Origin of the sequence: Corynebacterium riegelii (assembly GCF_001263755.1) — a bacterium.
GTDB lineage: Bacteria > Actinomycetota > Actinomycetes > Mycobacteriales > Mycobacteriaceae > Corynebacterium > Corynebacterium riegelii.
The window spans coordinates 61586-81977 of record NZ_CP012342.1 but is presented as its reverse complement, the minus strand read 5'-3'; the positions used below and the strand labels follow the sequence as shown (position 1 = coordinate 81977).

At 61.6% G+C, this 20392-nt stretch carries 16 protein-coding genes and 2 tRNA genes; 5 read left to right on the top strand and 13 right to left on the bottom strand.

Annotation, left to right across the window (positions count from 1 at the left end; all coding sequences use genetic code 11):
* Positions 1-90 precede the first annotated feature (90 nt).
* From AK829_RS00435 to AK829_RS00425, 3 genes are all read right to left on the bottom strand, one after another.
* Positions 91-3276: a translation initiation factor IF-2 N-terminal domain-containing protein gene (locus AK829_RS00435; protein ID WP_052203291.1), complete on the bottom strand. Its 3186-nt coding sequence runs from the start codon at positions 3274-3276 to the stop codon at positions 91-93.
* Between the two features lie 464 nt (positions 3277-3740).
* On the bottom strand, positions 3741-4151 hold the full coding sequence (gene ndk, locus AK829_RS00430) for a nucleoside-diphosphate kinase (protein WP_052203289.1): 411 nt from the start codon (positions 4149-4151) through the stop codon (positions 3741-3743).
* A gap of 15 nt (positions 4152-4166) precedes the next feature.
* On the bottom strand, positions 4167-4472 hold the full coding sequence (locus AK829_RS00425; protein WP_052203287.1) for a hypothetical protein: 306 nt from the start codon (positions 4470-4472) through the stop codon (positions 4167-4169).
* Between the two features lie 33 nt (positions 4473-4505).
* Here AK829_RS00425 and AK829_RS00420 point away from each other — a divergent pair, with 33 nt between their 5' ends.
* Positions 4506-5933, top strand: coding sequence for an AMP-binding protein (locus AK829_RS00420; protein ID WP_052206278.1), 1428 nt, complete (start codon positions 4506-4508; stop codon positions 5931-5933).
* On the opposite strand, the gene AK829_RS00415 is transcribed toward AK829_RS00420, so the two are convergent.
* From AK829_RS00415 to clpX, 5 genes are all read right to left on the bottom strand, one after another.
* The gene (locus AK829_RS00415) at positions 5922-6365 is read right to left on the bottom strand and encodes a DUF4233 domain-containing protein (RefSeq protein ID WP_052203285.1); all 444 of its coding nucleotides are present in this window, start codon (positions 6363-6365) and stop codon (positions 5922-5924) included. The two genes, AK829_RS00420 and AK829_RS00415, sit on opposite strands and share 12 nt — an antisense overlap.
* Positions 6362-7885, bottom strand: a complete 1524-nt coding sequence (folC, locus tag AK829_RS00410; protein ID WP_052203283.1) for a bifunctional tetrahydrofolate synthase/dihydrofolate synthase — start codon at positions 7883-7885, stop codon at positions 6362-6364. Before folC ends, AK829_RS00415 begins: the two co-directional genes overlap by 4 nt.
* On the bottom strand, positions 7878-10583 hold the full coding sequence (locus AK829_RS00405; RefSeq protein WP_052203282.1) for a valine--tRNA ligase: 2706 nt from the start codon (positions 10581-10583) through the stop codon (positions 7878-7880). Before AK829_RS00405 ends, folC begins: the two co-directional genes overlap by 8 nt.
* A gap of 19 nt (positions 10584-10602) precedes the next feature.
* Positions 10603-11598, bottom strand: coding sequence for a malate dehydrogenase (locus tag AK829_RS00400; RefSeq protein ID WP_052203280.1), 996 nt, complete (start codon positions 11596-11598; stop codon positions 10603-10605).
* A gap of 83 nt (positions 11599-11681) precedes the next feature.
* Positions 11682-12959: an ATP-dependent Clp protease ATP-binding subunit ClpX gene (gene clpX, locus AK829_RS00395; protein ID WP_052203278.1), complete on the bottom strand. Its 1278-nt coding sequence runs from the start codon at positions 12957-12959 to the stop codon at positions 11682-11684.
* A gap of 218 nt (positions 12960-13177) precedes the next feature.
* Between clpX and AK829_RS00390 the strand changes: the two genes are divergently transcribed.
* Genes AK829_RS00390 through AK829_RS00380 form a run of 3 tightly spaced genes read left to right on the top strand, consistent with a single transcriptional unit; the run spans position 13178 to position 16007 of the window.
* Positions 13178-14593 (top strand): MFS transporter, encoded by a 1416-nt coding sequence (locus AK829_RS00390; protein WP_052203276.1) that lies wholly within the window; start codon positions 13178-13180, stop codon positions 14591-14593.
* 24 nt (positions 14594-14617) lie between these two features.
* On the top strand, positions 14618-15394 hold the full coding sequence (locus AK829_RS00385) for an alpha/beta fold hydrolase (RefSeq protein WP_052203274.1): 777 nt from the start codon (positions 14618-14620) through the stop codon (positions 15392-15394).
* 52 nt (positions 15395-15446) lie between these two features.
* The gene (locus AK829_RS00380; protein ID WP_052203273.1) at positions 15447-16007 is read left to right on the top strand and encodes a hypothetical protein; all 561 of its coding nucleotides are present in this window, start codon (positions 15447-15449) and stop codon (positions 16005-16007) included.
* Between the two features lie 76 nt (positions 16008-16083).
* Here AK829_RS00380 and AK829_RS00375 read toward each other — a convergent pair whose 3' ends face one another.
* The 5 genes from AK829_RS00375 to AK829_RS00355 form a co-directional block, all read right to left on the bottom strand.
* Positions 16084-16704 (bottom strand): ATP-dependent Clp protease proteolytic subunit, encoded by a 621-nt coding sequence (locus AK829_RS00375; RefSeq protein ID WP_052203270.1) that lies wholly within the window; start codon positions 16702-16704, stop codon positions 16084-16086.
* A 48-nt stretch (positions 16705-16752) separates the two neighbouring features.
* Positions 16753-17343, bottom strand: a complete 591-nt coding sequence (locus AK829_RS00370; protein ID WP_052203269.1) for an ATP-dependent Clp protease proteolytic subunit — start codon at positions 17341-17343, stop codon at positions 16753-16755.
* Positions 17344-17832: 489 nt separating this feature from the next.
* A complete protein-coding gene (tig, locus tag AK829_RS00365; protein ID WP_052203267.1) occupies positions 17833-19188 on the bottom strand; it encodes a trigger factor in 1356 nt (451 codons plus the stop codon).
* 45 nt (positions 19189-19233) lie between these two features.
* Positions 19234-19307 (bottom strand) — tRNA-Pro (locus AK829_RS00360).
* Between the two features lie 105 nt (positions 19308-19412).
* Positions 19413-19487 (bottom strand) — tRNA-Gly (locus AK829_RS00355).
* 90 nt (positions 19488-19577) lie between these two features.
* Here AK829_RS00355 and AK829_RS00350 point away from each other — a divergent pair.
* On the top strand, positions 19578-20369 hold the full coding sequence (locus tag AK829_RS00350; protein ID WP_052203263.1) for a hypothetical protein: 792 nt from the start codon (positions 19578-19580) through the stop codon (positions 20367-20369).
* Positions 20370-20392: the final 23 nt, after the last annotated feature.

The window sequence follows — 20392 nt, the reverse complement described above, 5'->3', positions numbered from 1 at the left end:
TGGGCAACGAGGTGCGAGCACCCCAAAACAGCGACTGTCAAAGACTACACCGGAAGGCCGCGATTTACCAAACCCCGGCCTTTCCTGCCGCTATCTGCGAGACGTACGGCGTGTCGCCCTACGACGTCCACGGCGCTGCGAGACCTCAACATGTGCCGCCTCGCGCTTCGCTTGAGCAGCGCGCTTCTGCGAAGACTGGCCACCCTTGCTCTGGGCAGATCCTGCACCCGACTGGGAACGGGTCGCAGACGTTGAGGTGCGACGCGTTGCCCTGCGACGCTCACGCGTACGCGGCTTCGCAGCAGACGAGCTGCGAGCGCGGCGGCTGTCGCTGCGTCCGCCTTCGCGCGGCGAATCCTTCGGCGCCGCCTGCGACTCGGACTCTGCTTCCACGTCCGCGTCTACTTCCGGGACGAAGTCCTCACGCTTCGGACGGTGGTCCGAGCGCGAGTTCCCACGCGTGCGGCGCTTACGGCGCGGTGAGGACTCAAACTCCTCAACCGCCTCCTCATACGTCTGCGTTGGGGCGTCTGTGTCCGTGGCGGTGCCAGTAGCGGTGTCCGTGGCGGAGTCGGTTGGGGGGTTCACGTTGGCGTCGTCAAGCTGAAGCTCCTTGCCTCGCCCACGGGAACCACCGCGACGACCGCGGCGGCGCGGACGCTTCTCCTGCGGCTGATCAGTGTCCGCAGTGTCCGTGTCCGCTCCGACGATGATCGAGCCTGCGATCTCATCCAACTCCGCCTCAACAGCCGGGTCGATTTCCTTCGACGCGGCTTCTTCACGCATCGCCTTCGCTACCGGGTGCTCCCCCTTCGGACGACGGCGACCCCTGCGATCCCTACGGCTGTCACGGTGTTCGTGGCGCTCGTGATGCTCGTGGCCATCAACCGGATCATCGCCCACGATAATCCCGCGGCCGCCACACGCCTCACACGGCTGCGCGAACGTCTCCAGCAGACCAGTGCCCAAACGCTTACGCGTCATCTGCACCAGGCCTAGCGACGTCACCTCCGAAACCTGATGACGCGTCCGATCACGCCCCAGCGCCTCCTTCAAACGACGCAGCACCAAATCCTGGTTCTCCGGCAAGATCATGTCAATGAAGTCAATGATGATGATCCCGCCAATGTCACGCAGGCGAATCTGACGCACGATCTCCTCGGCGGCCTCAAGGTTATTCGAGGTCACCGTCTCCTCCAACGAACCGCCAGAGCCGGTGAACTTGCCCGTATTGACGTCAATGACCGTCATCGCCTCAGTGCGATCAATGATCAAGGAACCACCCGACGGCAGCCACACCGTGCGCGACAGTGCCTTCTCAATCTGTTCATCAACGCGGTAAACCTCGAACGCGTCCTGGCCGTCGTGCTTGTTGCGGTCAAACTTCACCAGACGGTCCAACAGATCCGGCGCCACCGACTCCACATACGCATGCACGGTGTTCCACGGCTTGCGGCCGTCTACAACCAGCTCGGTGAAGTCCTCATTGAACAGGTCACGCACAACCTTGACCAGCAGGTTCGGCTCTTCATACAACGTGACCGGGGTGGCACCCTTGGAGTTCTTCTCCTTCTCCGCGCGGTTCTGGATGGCCTCCCACTGCGTGTGCAGACGGTTCACGTCCGCAGCAATGGCCTCCTCCGACACGTTCTCCGCAGCAGTACGGATGATCGCGCCGCCCTTGCCCGGGACCACGTTGTTCAAAATTTCTTTGAGACGCTTACGCTCCGGCGCCGGCAACTTCCTCGAAATACCCGCGCTGCGGCCACCCGGCACGTACACCAGGTAGCGGCCAGCCAGGGAAATCTGCGTAGTCAGCCGCGCGCCCTTGTGCCCGATCGGGTCCTTGGTCACCTGCACCAGCACCTGGTCACCGGACTTCAGGGCATGTTCTATACGACGCGAGCGTCCACCCAAACCCGCCGCCTTCCAATCCACCTCACCGGCGTAGAGCACACCGTTGCGGCCCTGGCCGATATCAATGAACGCGGCCTCCATGCTGGGCAGCACGTTCTGCACACGACCCAGGTAGATGTTGCCGATCATGGACGCCTGGGCGTCCGAGGTGACGAAGTGCTCGACCAACAGGCCGTCTTCAAGCACGCCGACCTGTGTGATCTTGCCCGCACCGTCATGACGCTCACGCTCACGCACCACCATCGTGCGCTTCACCGACTCACGACGCGCCAAGAACTCCGCCTGCGACACAATCTTGGAACGCTTGCGCCCCTCCTCGCGCTTCTCACTACGACGACGACGCTGCGCCTCCAAACGCGCCGAACCCTTAATCGCCTTCGGCTCCTCGATCACCTCGACGTCATCATCGTGGTTGTCGTGGGTGTCGTGTTCGTCCTGCTTGTCGTGGTGGTTCTGCTGGCTCTGCTGGCCCTGCTGGCCCTGTGCAGAGCTAGTCCTGCGCGAACGACGACGCCTCGACTGGCCCTCCCGCTTGGATTCCTGCTTGGATTCCTGCTGGTTTTCAGCGGTGTCCTGAGTGTTTGCCTGATCCTGGTCTTGGTCCTGGTCCTGGTCTTGGTCCTGGTCCGGCTTCTGGCTCGGGCGGCTTGCGCGACGACGCGTCGATCGCGCCGGCGCCTTAAACACCGGCGCATACGCAGCCGCTTCCTCTACCGGCGCCGGGGTGATCTCCGGCTCAACGTCCGTGAGCAGATCTTCCGATTCTTCTGTGTCTTCAGAGTCCTCAACGGTTTCAGCGTCATTGGCGTTTTCAGCTGGTTCGACGTTCTCAGCACTCTCAGCGAGTTCAGCGCTCTCGGCGAGCTCAGCCTCCACCTTGCGCTCAATTTGGTTGATCTCGTTGGCAACGTCCTTGCGCACACGCTGGCGGATCTTCTCATCCGCCTCCTCAGCGGCAGCGCTTTCTTCAGCGCCAGACTGCCCGGACTGCTCAACGTTGTTCGCCTTTGCAGACAACGCGGTCAGCAGCTGCTCTGCCTCCGCGCGCGTCAACGTGGACTGCGCAACCTTCACCAAACCCAGCTCAGAAAGCGCAACAACCAAGTCCTTTGACGGCTCATCCAGCGCCTTGGCCAGGTTGAACACACGCGTCTTCTCACCAAGCTGGGAACGATCAAACGCCTCAAACTTGTTCTGCGGCGCCGCCTTGACTTCCGGCTTTGTCGCACGCTTACGCGTGCTCTTCTTAGCAGTAGTTTTCTTTGCCGTGCGTTTAGCACTCTTCTTTGCAGTCTTCTTCGCTGCCTGCTTGGTTGCTGGGCGTTCGTTCTGCTCAGCGGATTCGTCGCTACGTGCCACGATAAGCTCCTCTTTTATTGTTGGCCCGTGAAGCGTTCAACACCGGGCGCTGGCGATGTTTCTCGCCGCCGCCGCACAGTGCTGCCACCAAACGGGAACCGTACGGTTGTAAAAAGTCTGGCCCCATTGTTGCACACCGCGGGCAATCCAGACGTTCCTCACGCTGCCCACGCTTGAAAGAGCGAAGCCGTTTTCAACGAATATGCAGGGGAAGATATGCAGGAGCAATGGTCAGAGCGTTTTTTCAATAAGGGGCCCGTTAATGAAAATGGCCCGTGACCTGCAGACCTGCATATCTTCCCCTGCATATTTGTTTCCGTGGCGGTAGTCGAAGAGGCCGATTGAGCCGAGACCGGAGAGGCGATTGAGGCCGGCGGCCGAGCACAACCGCCCAAAACCGCCCAAAAACAACCCCCAAGAAAAACAAAAACGCCCCGCACAACGGCGGGGCGGAAAACAAGCGTTTACTTGTTCGGGAACCAGATGGCGATCTCGCGCTCAGCGGACTCCGGGGAGTCAGAGCCGTGCACCACGTTCTCACCAACGGTCAGTGCGAAGTCACCGCGGATGGTGCCCGGGGTGGCCTTCTCAACCGGGTGGGTGCCGCCGGCCAGCTGGCGCCATGCTGCGATTGCGGACTCGCCCTCAACAATGCCGGCAACCAGCGGTGCGGAGGTGATGAAGTCAACCAGCTCGCCGAAGAACGGCTTGTCCTTGTGCTCGGCGTAGTGCTTCTCTGCGGTCTCGCGGTCTGCGGTGCGCAGATCCATCTCGACCAGCTTGAGGCCCTTGCGCTCGATGCGGGCAATGATTTCGCCGACGTGGCCGTTTGCCACGCCGTCCGGCTTGATCAGAATCAGAGTACGTTCAGTCATAACGCTAAATCCTACCTACACCTGGCTAACTATGCGCGCTGCCTCCTCGGGTGTGGTGTTGCGGAACCAGAGCTGCACCTGTGAGATGGCCATCGGTGTGTTGCCTTCGGCCTTCATGCGGGCGATGGTGGCGCGCTGTTCAGGGTCCAAAACTTTGGGTTTTGCCTGCATGTTGCGGGCTTTGTCCGCAAACCCCCACGCAAGGAGCACAAAGGCGACTCCCAAAGCGGCAAGTGCTGCCCACCGCGGCCAGCCGAGTGGCCCGCTGAACACGGCAAGCAGAGACAGGACGCCGGCGAGGATAAATGCAAGGTTGCGCATGAGCCCCGTTTATACCGCAGGTAGCCTGTGCGCATGCAGTACCGTAGCCCGCTGCCGGATATCACCTTGCCCAACACGGACGTGTTCACCTCCGTGCTGGGAGACCTCCGCAATGACGCGGACCTGCCCGCGATCACCGAGGTAGACACCGGCCGCACCGTTACTTACGGCGAGCTCGCCGCCCGCGTTGAGGCACTCGCCGCCACTATCGCGCCCGGGGAAGTCATCGCGCTGCGCCAGCCGAACTCCATCGACTTCGCCGTCGGCCTGCTGGCCATCCTGCGCGCCGGCTCCACCGTCACGCTGATCGGGGCCTTATTGCTTGACGACGAAGCGTCAACCCTCAAACGCCTCTCCCACACCACCGGCGAACTCACCCTGAATGAAATCCAACACGGGATCCAGTCACCCACCGCCGGCGAATACACCCCGCCGCTGATTGACCCGCAGTCCATTGCCGCCGTGCCGTTTTCCTCCGGTACTACGGGACTTCCCAAGGCGGTGGAGCTGACCCACGCCGCAATCACGGCGAACGCCGCGCAGTTCGGAACTGCCCTTCGCGCAAGCGGCATCGAAGCGCAGACGCGAACCTTTGCGCCGCTGCCGTTTACGCATATTTATGGGTTGAATACGTTGCTGTTGGCGTCGTTACGCGCAAGGCACCATATCCACACCACCAGGCGCTTCTCCTTCGAGGAGATGGTGAGCACCCACGCGAAACACGGCATTGAGCTGACGTTTATCGCGCCGCCGATCGCCCGCCTTCTGGCCAAGCAGGAATTCGACGCAGCCGCGTTTGCCGCCAGCCGCTTCATGGTGTGCGGCGCTGCCTCACTGGATGAGGAACTCGCCCGAAGCGTGGAGCGCAAACTGGACACCACGATCCTGCAGGGCTACGGCACTACGGAATCGGCACCGGTCACACACGTGGGCATCGCCGGGAAATCAACCCCGGGCTCCATCGGCTTTGCCGTGCCCAACACGCAGTTTCGGATCGTGGACCTAGACACTGGTGAAGACGCCAAAACCGGCCAGCTGCTCATCCGCGGCCCGCAGCTCATGCGCGGCTACCGCGACCAACCCCCACTTGGGCCGGGCGACTGGCTGCACACCGGTGACCTGGCGCGGCTGCGTGACAACGGCACCGTGGACATCATCGACCGCGTCAAAGACATCTTCAAATACCACGGCTACCAAATCTCCCCCGCGGAACTTGAAGCCGTCCTGCTCACCCACCCGCAGGTGGCGGACGCCGCGGTGGCAGGCAGGAAAACCGATGACGGTGAGGAGGTACCGTGGGGGTTTGTGGTGTGGCGTGGGGCGTCGCAAAGCAAAAAGGCTCTGATCGCCTGGATGGCTGAGCGCGTTGCCCCATATAAAAAACTGCGCGGCATCACCGTGATCGATGAAATACCGCGCAACGCCGCAGGCAAAATCCTGCGACGCAACCTACCCCTCTGAGGTGCCCAAGTGCTGCGTGACCAGGTAGCCGCCGCGCATGCGACGCTCCATCTCTGAGCGCAGCTTCACAATGTAGAACCACACAATGCCAAAGATGATGCCCACGGCCGTGACCGACCAGTGCACGAAGAAACCGAAGATCAGCGGGATCTGCAGCGCCAGGTTGATCCACAGGGCCCCCGGCGCGCGCTGCGCAAACGCCATGATCAGGTGTGCGGCACCCAGCACCGTGATGTAGACCCAGTTAAACGTGGTCCACAGCGCGCCGCCGTCCACTTTCAGCACCACCAGCAGGATCAGAAAGACCGTGATGGCCTCCATCACCAGGGTGCCGGACATCACCGGGCGCAGGCCCGCCATCGGGTCTTTTACCGGCGCGTGGCCGGGGCCGAGGGGGCCGACGGGGATTTCGCGTGAATGCTTCGAGCTCACTTAGGGTCCTTTCCAAACAATGCGCGAGCCTCACCAGCGGTGACAACAGAGCCGGTGATGATCACACCGTTGCCCGCCTGTACGCCGGCTTCGTCGAGTTCTTCCTCCGCTAGTTCCACGGCTAGGTCGTAGGCGCCGGCGAGGTTCGGCTCGACGTGGACGCGCTCATCGCCAAAGATTTCGCGGGCGGTTTCAGCCAGGTCGTAGGCGTCGGCCGCGCGTGGCGACGTATTCTGCGTCACCACCACCTCCGTCAACACGGGCTCAAGCGCCTCCATAATGCCGCGGGCGTCCTTGTCACCCAAAATGCCTAGCACGCCGATCAGGCGGGTGAAGTTGAAGTCACGGCTCAGCGCTGCGGCTAGGGCGCGGGCGCCGTGCGGGTTATGCGTGGCGTCTACAAACGTGGTCGGAGCGGTGTGGACGCGCTCAAGGCGACCCGGCGACGCAGCGTTAGCAAAGCCGGTGCGCACCGTATCCGGGTTTAAAGGGCGCTCAGCCGAGGCACCGAAAAACGCCTCCACCGCGGCCAGCGCCACGGCGGCGTTTTTCGCCTGGTGCTCACCAGCCAGCGGCACGAACACGTTGTCTATCTCGCCAGACAACCCGCGCAGCGTGAGCATCTGGCCGCCGAGCGCCACGTCTGCCGACACCACATCAAACTCACTACCCAAACGCGCAACCGTCGCGCCAACCTCCACGGAACGCTGCAGGATCACATTCATTGCATCCGGCTCCTGGTTGGCAATGATCGCCACTGCGTCCGCGGAGCGGATAATGCCGGCCTTCTCACCGGCGATCTCCGCGACCGTGTCCCCCAGATAATCCATGTGGTCAAGGCCCACGGGCATGATCACGTCCACGTCGGCGTCGACGACATTGGTGGCGTCCCAACGCCCGCCCATGCCAACCTCCACCACGGCAACGTCCACCGGGGCATCGGCGAACGCGGCAAACGCAATGGCCACGGTGACCTCGAAGTAGCTCATCGGGATACCCGAGCGCTCATCCACCATCTGGATGTACGGCTCGATCTCGCGGTAAATCCGCACGAAATCGGCCGGGTGGATCGGCGCTCCATCAATACCTACGCGCTCCGTGATCAGCTGCAGATGCGGGCTGGTGGTGCGCCCAACGCGATTGCCAAACGCCGCTAGCAGCGACTCAATCATTCTGACTGTGGACGTCTTACCGTTCGTCCCCGCCACGTGAATGACCTTGCAGGACTTCTGCGGCTGGCCCAGCAGATCCATCAGCAGCTCAATGCGCTCCAGCGAAGGATCAATGTCCGTCTCCGGCCAGCGCGCGTTCAGCTCCTCTTCCACCTGCGCAAGCGCGGCGAGGTCCTCGTCCGTGACCGGGCGCTCGATGGGCGCGTCCTCGGCGGTCTCGGCGTCGGTGCCGTTCGCGTCACCGCTACCAAGCGTGGCTCCAGCCCACTGGCCCAGGTCGATCGAGCGGCCGTGCTCGTCCTCCGACACCTCGAAGCTGCCGAACCCGTTAGGCGTCCCCTTAGCCATTGAGCCCCTCAAGACGTGCGCTCACGCGCGCGAACTCCTCCTGCGCCACACGCTGGCGCTGGCGGATCTTCTCCACCACCGGCTCCGGCGCGTTAGCCAGGAACTGCTCATTGCCCAGCTTCGCCGCCGTGGTGTCCAGCTCCTTCTGCGCCGCAGCCAGTTCCTTCTCCAGGCGCTTGCGCTCAGCGGCCACATCCACCGTGCCCGAGGTATCCAGGGCCACATCCAGGGTGGTCTGGCTCAGGCGCATTTCGATGCTTGCCGACGCCACGAAACCATCACCCGGCTCCTCCACCCTGGCAATCTGGCGCACCATGTCCTCCTGTGCCACCAGGTCAGCTGCGGCAAAGTCCAGCTTCGCCGGCACCTTCTGGCTGGGCTTGACCCCCTGGTCGGCGCGGAAGCGGCGCAGCTCCGTGATCAACTTGATGGAGTCTTCAATACGACGGCGCGCGTTGAGATCAGTCTCGGCGCCACCGTTGGTGTCCTGCGCGCTCGGCCACGGCGTAAGCGTGACCGTCTCGCCGCCGGTGAGTTCCTTCCACAGCACCTCAGTGATAAACGGCATGGTCGGGTGCAGCAGGCGCAGCACCACGTCCAGGACGCGACCGAGCACAACCTGGGTGTTTTCACCCTGGGCGATGTCTCGCTCCCGCGGAATCTGCGTCTTGGCAATCTCCAGGTACCAGTCACAGAGTTCATCCCACGCGAAGTGATAGAGCTCCTCATTGGCCTTAGCAAACTGGTAATCATCCAGGTAGGCGTCCACCTTGGCGCGGACCTCTTCGCAGCGGTCCAAGATCCAACGGTCAGCGTCCGTCAGCTCCTCACGCGCCGGCAGTTCATCCACCCGGGCGCCGTTCATCAGCGCGAACTTCGCGGCGTTGAACAGCTTGGTGGTGAAGTTGCGTGCGGAGGTGGCGTTGTCCTCACCAATCGGCAAATCCACACCCGGGTTCGCACCACGAGCCAGCGCGAAACGCAGCGCATCCGCGCCGTATTGCTCCACCCAGTCCATCGGGTTGATGCCGTTGCCCAGAGACTTCGACATCTTGCGGCCCTTCTCATCGCGCACCAGGCCATGCAGGTACAGGTGCTCGAACGGGATCTGCGGGCGGCCATCCTTGCCCTGGCCCAGCACATCCGGGGTTTGTGTTGCGGCAAAAGTGCCAAACATCATCATGCGCGCAACCCAGAAGAACAAAATGTCGTACGCCGTAACCAGCACGGTGGTTGGGTAGAACTTCTCCAACTCTGGGGTCTTGTCCGGCCAACCCATCGTGGAAAACGGCCACAGTGCAGAAGAAAACCACGTGTCCAACACGTCCGGGTCCTGCTCGTAGCCTGCCGGCGGCTCCTCATCCGGGCCAACACACACCACGTCACGGTTGCCCTCAGCATCCTCCGGGCCGTACCAAATCGGGATGCGGTGGCCCCACCACAGCTGGCGCGAAATGGTCCAGTCATGCATGTTGTCCACCCAGTCGAAGTAACGCTTCTCCATGGATGTTGGGTGGATCTCAGTATCGCCCTCACGCACAGCCTCAGCGGACATGCGTGCCAGCTCAGACACCTTGACAAACCACTGCAAGCTCAGGCGCGGCTCAATCGGCTCACCGGAGCGCTCCGAGTGACCAACAGAGTGCACGTACGGGCGCACTTCCTTCACAATGCGCCCCTGCTCCGCCAACGCCTCACGCACAGCCACGCGGGCCTCTTCGCGGCTCATGCCATCAAACTTGGTGCCAGTGTTGGCAATGCGGCCCTTCTCATCCATGATGATCGGCATGTCCAGATCGTGGCGCAGACCCATCTCATAGTCATTCGGGTCATGCGCAGGCGTAATCTTCACCGCGCCGGTACCCAGCTCACGGTCCACGTAATCATCAGCGATCACCTTCAGCTTCAGGTCATCGCGGAACGGGTGGTCAAACTCCTGGCCAACTAGGTGCGCGTAGCGCTCATCCTCCGGGTGAACCGCAATAGCAACGTCACCCAGCATCGTCTCCACACGAGTGGTTGCAACCACCAGGTGCGGCTCATCATCATTGAGCGAGCCGTAGCGGATGGAGACAAACTCACCCTCAACGTCCTTGTACACCACCTCAATGTCAGACACCGCAGTCTCTAACACCGGGGACCAGTTCACCAGGCGATAATCCTGGTAAATCATGCCAGCGTCATACAGCTGCTTGAAGATGGTTTGGACGGCGCGCGACAATCCGCTATCAAGCGTGAAGCGCTCACGCGACCAATCAACTGAGTCGCCGATCGCCCGCATCTGCGTGGTAATCGTGCCGCCGAACTCGTGCTTCCACTCCCAGACACGGTCAACAAACTCGTCACGACCATAGTCGTAACGGTCTTTGCCCTCCTCAGCCTTCAGCTTCGCTTCAACCTTGGTCTGGGTGGCAATACCGGCGTGGTCCATGCCCGGCAACCACAACACCTCATAGCCCTGCATGCGCTTACGGCGCACCAGGGAATCCATCAAGGTGTGGTCAAGCGCATGCCCCATGTGCAGCTGACCAGTCACATTCGGCGGCGGCAGCACAATGGAATACGCCGGTTTCTCCGAAGCCGGGTCGGCGGTGAAATACCCCGCCTCAACCCAGCCTTCGTAGAGTCGCTCTTCTTGTTCCTTCGGGTCCCAAGACTTCGGAAGGTTCGTCGCAGGGAGGTTCGTCGCTTCAGTCACAACGAACCATCTTAGTCTCTTAGAAAAGCTGCGCCGCTACCTCCGCTTCAGAGCGCAGCGCCTCCACGTTCGCATCAATGCGCGGACGCTGGAAATCGCTGATCTCAAGGCCCTCAACTACCTGCCACTGGCCGTTAGCGCCAACCACCGGGAAGCCGAAGACCAGGCCCTCATCCACGCCGTACTGGCCCGTGGACGGCAACGCCACCGTGGTCCACCGACCATCAGTGCCCTGCACCCAGTCACGCATGTGATCCACAGCAGCAGACGCAGCCGACGCTGCCGAAGACTTACCGCGCACCTCAATGATCTCCGCGCCGCGCTTAGCCACACGCGGGATGAATTCATCGGTGTACCACGCCTGGTCAATCTTCGGCATCACGTCAGCGCCTTCAAGCTGCGCGTAGGTCAGGTCTGGGAACTGCGTATCAGCGTGGTTGCCCCACACCACAACGCGCTCAAACGCATCCGTCGGCGCATCAAGCTTCTGGCCCAACACGGACAGCGCACGGTTGTGGTCCAGACGCATCAAAGCGTTGAAACGATCAGCCGGGACATCACCGGCAGCCTTCGCAGCAATGTACGCATTCGTGTTCGCCGGGTTGCCAACAACCAGCACACGGATGTCATCCGCCGCACCAGCGTTGATTGCCTTGCCCTGCTCGATGAAGATCTTGCCGTTGGCGGCCAGCATGTCAGCGCGGGACTCGCCCTTGCCACGCGGCTTCGCGCCAACCAAGAAGGCGGCGTTCGCGCCCTCAAAACCTGCACGCTGATCCGTGGTCACCGTAATCCCACGCACCAGCGGCATCGCGGAGTCAGACAACTCCATCGCAGTGCCCTCAGCAGCCTTCGCCGCCGGCTCAATCTCCAGCAACGTCAGGTCCACCGGCTGATCCGGTCCGAACACGTCGCCCGAAGCCACGCGCCACAACAGGGAGTATGCGATGTTGCCCGCAGCGCCAGTGATAGTGACCTTTACCGGCTGTTTCGTCTGTGCCAAATCAGATGCCATTTCTCTCGAAGCCTTTCCATGCAGAAGCTGGTCAGATACACCCTCGAGTATAGGCGCGGCCGGCACAACACCCCGTTTGAGCGTTAGGCGCTTTGCTCCTCGTTCTCAGCCACGTAGCGCGGCTCTTCCTCACCGCGCACCACTGCACCGTTGATCACAACCTCTGCAATGTCCTCGCGGTCAGGCAGGTCATACATCACCGGCACCAGCAGCTCTTCCATAATCGCGCGCAGGCCACGGGCGCCTGTCTTGCGCTCGGCGGCCCTATCGGCGATCTCGCCCAGCGCGTCCTCAGTAATGGTCAGCTCCGCGCCATCCATGGCAAACAGGCGCTGGTACTGCTTCACCAGGGAGTTCTTCGGCTCCGTGAGCACGCGAACCATGGACTCGCGGTCCAGGTCCTCCACGTGCGCCAGGATCGGCAGACGGCCAATGAACTCCGGGATCAGACCGAACTTCACCAGGTCCCCCGGCTGCACCTTGGACATCAGGTCCGACTCATCGCGCTGCGCCTTGGAATCAATCTCCGCACCGAAGCCGATGCCCTTCTTCCCCACACGCTCCGCAATCACCTTATCCAGGCCCGCAAACGCACCGGCCACAATGAACAGGATGTTGGTGGTGTCCAGCTGAATGAACTCCTGGTTCGGGTGCTTGCGCCCGCCCTGCGGCGGCACAGAGGCCACGGTGCCCTCCAGGATCTTCAGCAGCGCCTGCTGCACGCCTTCGCCGGAGACATCACGGGTGATGGAGGGGTTTTCGCTCTTGCGCGAAATCTTGTCCACCTCATCAACGTAGATGATGCCGGTCTGCGCACGGTTGACATCAAAATCCGCCGCCTGCAGCAGCTTGAGCAGGATGTTCTCCACGTCCTCGCCCACGTAGCCGGCTTCGGTCAGACTCGTCGCGTCCGCAATAGCAAACGGCACATTCAGCATGCGGGCCAGTGTCTGCGCAAGGTAGGTCTTACCGGAGCCCGTCGGACCAAGCAGCAGGATGTTGGATTTCGCAATCTCCACTTCCTCATCACGACGGCGCGCGCCAAGCACTTTCTGCTCCGCCTTAATGCGCTTGTAGTGGTTGTACACCGCAACCGCCAGCGTGCGCTTTGCCACATCCTGGCCAATCACATACTGGTCAAGGAATGCGGTGATCTCCGAGGGGCGAGGGAGCTTCTCTTCGCTTGCCGACGCCTGCGTGCCCGCCCCCGACAGCTCCTCTTCAATAATCTCGTTACATAGCTCAATGCACTCGTCACAAATGTAAACGCCGCCCCCGGCGATCAACTTGCGAACCTGCTTCTGCGTCTTTCCGCAGAACGAGCATTTCAGCAGGTCTGAGCTGTCGTGCGTTACTGCCATGTACTTTCAAAAACTCCCGCGTGGTGTGTGAGCGTGGTGTATGAGTCCGTCTCGGACAGGTGATCTCTTGATCATACTTGCTCAGTCAAACTCCGACGATTCTAACGCGGGAGGCCCTCAAGGCCCGACTCCCTGGGAAAGCTAGAGGGAATCCCCTAGTAGAGTCCACGCCACAACTCTAATTAACTGTGTGAAACCTCACACGTAAAGGAGTTGAAATGCCAGCAACACCAAAAATCCAGCGCGAAGGCTGGGCATCGGCCAAGCATCGCGCGTCCGTCTATCTCATCCTCGCCGTTGTCGGAATTGCCATTCTTTTCGACGGCTACGACCTCGTCATCTACGGCGCCGTCCTCTCCAACCTCCTGGAAGACCCCACCCAAATCGGCGCGCTGAGCCCACAGATTGCCGGCACCCTTGGCTCCTGGGCCATGGTGGGCGTTATGGTCGGCGCGCTTGCCGCCGGCGCGGTTGGCGACAGGCTTGGGCGCCGCAACGTGTTCCTGGTCGCCATCGTCTGGTTCTCCATCGGCATGGCGGTGACCTCGATGGCGCAGTCCATCGTCATGTTCGGCCTCCTGCGTTTCCTGACCGGCCTTGGCATCGGCGTGATCGTTGCCACCGGCGGCGCCATCATCGCCGAGTTCGCCCCGGCAAACCGCAAAAACCTCTTCAACGCGATTGTGTACTCGGGCGTGCCGGCGGGTGGCGTTATGGCGTCATTAATGGCCCTGTGGTTCCAAGATGCCTGGGGATGGCGCGGGCTATTCCTGTTCGGCGCTTCCCCGCTGCTGTTCCTGCTGCCGCTTGCGTACGTGGCGCTTCCTGAGTCGCCGCGTTGGCTGATCACCCGCGGCCGCCACGCCCAGGCCAACGCGGTGTGTGAGAAGTACGGGCTTCCGAAGGACAGCTTCCTTTTCGACCCATCGGCTTCCTCCACCACCACAGCAACCGCCACTCAGGCGAAGTCCGACATTGAGAAAACCGGCTTTGCGGGTATCTTCTCCCGCTCCTACCTGATTGGCACACTGCTGATCGGCGCGATGAGCTTCATCGGCCTGCTTTCCACCTACGGCCTCAACACCTGGCTGCCGAAGATCATGCAGGCAAACGGCGCATCCCCGCACGATTCGCTGTACTCCCTGCTCGCACTGAACGGCGGCGCTGTCATTGGCGGCCTCTTCGCCGCCTGGGTGGCCGACAAGATCGGCGCCAAGATCGTCATCACCTGCACCTTCCTGCTAGCAGCAGTCATGCTTGCGATCCTGCCGCAGTTCAACACTGTCGCCCCTATGTACCTGCCAATCGCACTTGCCGGCATCGGCGTGCTGGGCACCCAGGTGCTGGTCTATGGCCTTACCTCCAACTACTTCGGCACCGCCCAGCGTGCCGCCGGCGTGGCATGTACCGCGGGCTTCGGCCGACTCGGCGGCATCTTCGGCCCGGCGATCGGCGGGCTGATCATCGGCTCCGGCGCAACCCCGAGCACCGCCTTCTACCAATTTGCCGCAGTCGCCGCAGTTGGCGCCCTGTGCACCGCGCTGATTCCGCGTTCCCCGGTTGATCGCGTGCTTGATCAAGGCCCTGTGCCCGCCGCTGCACCCGAAAAGGAACCTGTGCCGGTTGCCCGCTAGATCAGCCTTCATCACAATGGGGCCATGACTCACCTACACGTCACCGAACACGGCCCCACAGAAGGCACTCCTGATCAAACAGTGGTGCTGCTCAGCTCCATTGCCACCACGCACGAAACCTGGAACGCGCTCATCCCAGAGCTTGCGAAGCGCTTCCGGGTGGTGACCGTGGACCACCGCGGCCACGGCCAGTCCGAGACCGCGCCAGTAGCCCCCGGTTCCACCACCGTGGAGGATCTCTGCCAGGACATCACGCAGGCGCTTGACTCCGTGGGCGTCAACCGCTTCCACATCGTCGGACTATCTTTGGGCGGCGCGCTGGCGCAGTGGCTGGCTGCTTACTCCGGCCGTGTGGAAAAGGCAGTGTTCTGCGCAACCGCAACCTTCCTCGGCGGCGAAGAGCGCTGGACCGAGCGCACCACCATCGCCCGCGAACAAGGCATGGGCGCTCTCGCCGACGCATTTATTAAGGCCTGGTTCACCGAAGGCTTCCGCGCCAGCCATCCAGAAAAGGTCAACGAGGTGCGCGAGATGATCTTGCGTATCGACGCCGAAGGCTACGCCCAAAACGGCGACGCCCTCGCCGGCTGGGACTTCGCCGACCAACTTGGCAAAATCACGTGCCCGGTGCTCACCGTTGCTGGTAAGGACGACGCCGGGACCGGTCCCGAGCAGCTCGCCGAGATCGCCGCCGGGGTCTCTGGCCCTGTGCAATCCGCAGTTATCGACGGCTCCCATCAAGTAGCCGTTGAGAACCCCGAAGCATTCAATCGGGTGGTGAAGGGATTTTTGGGGGCGTGATGGGTTAAATTGGTACGTCGATAAGCAAAAAGCTCCGAAAGGAAAAACTCGCGTGAACCGTGTCAAGACCGCCGCCGCAATCGTCGCCACTTCAGCGATGCTGCTGGCCGGTTGCGGCAGCGAGGGTGACGAGGGGCGCCTGGCCGAGCCAGTGTTGGACTTCCCCTACACCAGCACCTCGCAACTGCCGGAGCCAGAAGAAACAACCGAGGAAGAAGAGCCGGAGGAGACCACCACGAGCTCCACCACCACTTCTTCCAGCAAGTCTTCGGCCACAACGACGTCCACCCGCAGCTCCACCTCCAGCTCCTCGCGCCAAGCCGAGCCAGAGCCGGAGCGCGAACCAGAACCCGAACCACTGCCGGGCGCGGAGTGCGCATGGCCAAGCCAAAACGAGGCCAACGGCCGCGAGTTCTCCACCTTCTGTGACCGCGAATGGGCCCGCACGATGCTCGACGGCCAGCAGTACTTCTGGAAGGCACGCGGCAACGGCTGGGCCAGCGTCGACCCAGACGGCATGGTTGGTGAGGACGTCTGCTGGGCCCGCGATGACTTCGCCGGCGCGCCAGAAGCCATCCGCAACGCCGCAGTGTACTGCACCCCGGCGGAGTAGCGCGAAAGAACGCGAAAGCCGCCCTCTCCCCTTCCGATTCGGTTTCGGGGGTGCGGGCGGCTTTTGTTGTTGCTAGCTACGCGTTCAGCTTGCGGTAATCAAAGACCTGGTCAATGATCCCGTATTCCTTCGCCTCAGCGGCGGTGAGGATCTTGTCGCGGTCCGTGTCAATGCGAACCTGCTCCGGGGTACGGCCCGAGTGGTGCGCCAGCGTCTCCTCCATCAAGCGACGCATACGCTCAATCTCGTTTGCCTGGATCTCAAGGTCCGACACCTGGCCACGAGTACCTTCAGTTGCCGGCTGGTGGATCAGCACACGCGAGTTCGGCAGAGCCGCACGCTTACCCGGAGCACCTGCAGCCAAGATCACAGCCGCAGCGGAAGCGGCCTGACCCAGGCACACGGTCTGGACGTCCGGGCGGACGTACTGCATCGTGTCGTAGATAGCCATCAGCGCGGTGAACGAGCCGCCCGGAGAGTTGATGTACATCGTGATGTCACGGTCCGGGTCCTGGGACTCCAATACCAAAAGCTGCGCCATGATGTCGTTTGCGGACGTATCATCCACCTGCGTACCCAGGAAGACAATGCGCTCTTCAAACAGCTTGCCGTACGGGTCAATCTGCTTCGTGCCAAAGCTGGTTTCCTCAAGGAACTGCGGCAGCACGTAACGCGAGGTGGGCATCTGGAAAGTCATGAAAAGTTCTCCTCTGTGATTTTGCTTGCGTTGTCGCTTGCCGGGTAGTTACTCGCCGATGGAGTGCACACCAGCCTGCGCGGCGTGCTCAATAACGTGGTCCACAATGCCGTATTCCTTGGCTTCCTGCGCAGTAAACCAACGGTCACGGTCAGAATCCTTCGTGATCTGCTCGAAGGTCTGGCCCGTGTGCTCCGCGATCAGCTTCGCCATCTCACGCTTGGTCTGCGCGAACTGCTCAGCCTGGATCGCAATATCTGCTGCGGTACCGCCAACGCCTGCAGATGGCTGGTGCATCATGATGCGCGCGTGCGGCAGCGCGTAGCGCTTCCCCTTCGTACCGCCGGAGAGCAGGAACTGGCCCATCGAAGCAGCCAAGCCCATGCCGTAGGTGGCGATGTCACACGGGGAGTACTTCATCGTGTCATAAATCGCCATACCCGCGGTCACAGAGCCGCCCGGGGAGTTGATGTAGAGGTTGATGTCACGGGTCGGGTCCTCAGCGGACAGAAGGAGAATCTGTGCGCACAGCTTGTTCGCAATCTCATCATCCACCTCCTGGCCCAGGAAAATAATGCGCTCACGGAGCAGGCGCTCATAGACCGAGTCACCCAGGTTCATGCCAGTCGGCTGCGTCATTGTTGCCGCGTCCTTTCTAGAATCTTTCGCTGCTTTCACTAGTTATTAACGCCACTACCTTACTCGGGCATTTCACTATCGACGCCCACGTTCGCTACCGGCGTACGCCCCCTTCCCACCCCTTTGGCCCCTTTACCCACTTGTGCCCTCTTTTGTCCCGCTCGACACACTAGCCCCATTGCAAACATTTCGATTTGTTACGGATGTGACTACAAAACCCCAGGGCCCTGAAAGATTTCGCATTTGTTTTCAGCCCGGCGGGTGCAGCTAGGGCCCCAACCGCCCTCTAGGCGCGAGTTTTTGTAAGCGAGGCCGCCTTGTTACGGATGTGACAAACCCGACCTGGGGTTTTGTAAATGGCCCCGGGGTCGTTTACAAACTGCGCCATGCTCAACACCGGAGGGCCGCGACCACCCCCCCACCGCACAAACAACAAAAACGCCCCGCACCACCCTCACCGGGTGCACGGGGCGCTTGCGCTAAAAAGCCCTACTCGTCGTCGGAAGCCTCGTCAGCCTCGTCCTCGATCTCGCCGAAGTACTCGTTCGGGTCGATGGAGTTGCCGTCCTCATCCTTCACAGACGTACGCGAGATGGCAGCTGCCAGAGCCTTGCCACGGCGAACGTCAGCAAACAGGTTGCCGATCTGGTTGTTCTGCTGCAGGGTGGCAATGAACTGGTTCGGGTCCATGCCGTAAGACTGTGCGGTGAACAGGATGTGATCGGTGATCTCTTCCTGGGTAACCTCCGGGGCCTCAGCCTCTGCGACAGCATCGAGGAACAGCTGGGTGCGCACGGACTCTTCAGCCTGCTTGCGGGTGTCCTTGTCAAACTCCTCGCGGGTGGTGCCCTGTGCCTCAAGCAGCTGAGCGAGAGCATTCTCGTCGTGTGCCAGCTGACCCAGGAGCTGGTGAAGCTGGTTGTGCACCTGCTCATCAACCACGGACTCCGGCAGCGGGAACTCAACCTGCTCCAGCGCAGCCTTGAGCACCTCGTCGCGGATGTCGGCAGCCTGCTGGGCCTTCAGGCCCTCCTCAAGCTGGGACTTGGTGGATTCGCGCAGCTCTTCAACGGTGTCGAACTCGGAAGCAAGCTGTGCAAACTCGTCATCCAGGTCCGGCAGCTTACGCTCCTTGGTCTGCTGCACGGTCACCTTCACAGTGGCCTCTTCGCCCTTGTGCTCGCCGTACTCGATCTTGGTGGTGAACTCGTTGTCCTCACCGGTCTTCATTCCGCGCAGTGCGGTGTCAAGACCCTTGATCAGGTCATCGGAGCCAACCTGGTAGGTCAGGCCCTCGGCGGAAGCCTCGTCCAGCTTCTCGCCGTCAACGCTTGCCTCAACGTCGATCACAGCGAAGTCATCGGTCTTCAGCTTGCGCTTGGTGTCCTTCAGCTCACCGAAGCGGCCACGCAGCTCGTCGAGCTCCTTGTCCACAGCTTCGTCATCAACCTTGCGGGTCGGGACAGTCACGTCGATCTTGGAGAAGTCCGGAACCTCGATTTCCGGGCGCACGTCGAACTCAGCGGTGAACTCGACAACGTCGTTGTCTTCGATCTTGGTGATCTCGATGTCCGGCTGGCCGAGCGGGTTCAGCTCGTTCTCGGACAGCGCACGGTCGTAACGGGACGGCAGCATGTCATTGACTACCTGCTCCAGGATTGGGCCGCGGCCAAATCGAGCGTCGATAAGCTGGCGAGGAGCCTTGCCACGACGGAAGCCCGGGATGTTGACCTGCTGTGCAATTGCCTTGTACGCCTGGTCAATCTCGCGACCCAGTTCGTCGAAGGGGACGGAGACGTCCAGCTTGACTCGGGTGTCGCTGAGCTTCTCGACGTTTGTCTTCACGAATAACTCCTGTACTAAATCGATTGAACGGTTATAAAAACCTTGTCGGGGCGACAGGATTTGAACCTGCGACCCCCTGCTCCCAAAGCAGGTGCGCTACCAAACTGCGCCACGCCCCGTGAGTCGTGAAAAACTCACGTCGGGTCATTGTAGTACCCGTGTTTATAAGAGATAGCAACGGGTGGCGAAAAAACAAAAAAGCCCCGTTCAGAGGGGCTTTTTCTTGGAGGGAATGACGGGAATCGAACCCGCGTCTTCAGCTTGGAAGGCTGAGGTATTAGCCACTATACGACATTCCCATGCGCCAAAACGCTGCTCAGACGAGCTGCTCGGAACTTTAGCGCAGGTTCCCCCGTTGAACCAAACAACAACGAATTTTAGGAGGATCCTTGCTCACCCTTTTGCTCATTGTTCTCATCATCGGCGCGCTTGTGTGGCTGCTTCCTGCAGGTGGCGGCAAGCAGTTGCAGTCGCGGCAGCAGGAGCAGATTTCGCTTGACGACGCATTGGCGGACGCCAAACGCTGGACCGACCGTTTGGGATCCCAAGTGCTCAACATTTCCGGCACTGACGCAGCATCAACGCAGGCGATGGCGGACGCATCCGAGCGCTTTAACGCAGCATCTGCCGGTCTTGCAGATGCCCGCACGCCGAAGCAGGCCATGCTCGCCCGCGAGTCTGCGCTTGAGGGCTTGCATTACGTCAACGCCGCCCGCGAAATCATGGGTATGCCTGCAGGACCCGCACTGCCGGAGCTGGAGGGCCAGCGCCAGGCAGGTCGCGTGACTGAAGAGCGCACCGTGCGCCAGGAGGACGGCACTGTGGTCACTGCTTCCCCGGTGGCTACCGCGGCTACTCCGCACTACTACCCCGGCGGCGCTGTCGCTGGTCGGCCCGTTCCTGCCGGCTGGTACTCCACCGCGTGGTGGGCGCCGGCGATGATGACGGGTATGTGGGCTGCGTCCTCAATGATGTTCTACTCCGCGATGTTCGCCGGCATGGCTGGCACCCCGTCGCCAGAGGCCTTTGAGGCCGGCGACTTCGGCGGTGATATGGGCGGTGACATGGGTGGCATGGACGGCATGTCCGACGTCGGTGGCGCTGAAGGTCTGGGCGACATGGGCGGTTTCGAAGGCGGCGGCTTCGATGGCGGCGGTTTTGACTTCGGCTTCGACTTCTAAAACCACCATTTTCACTTAGGCTA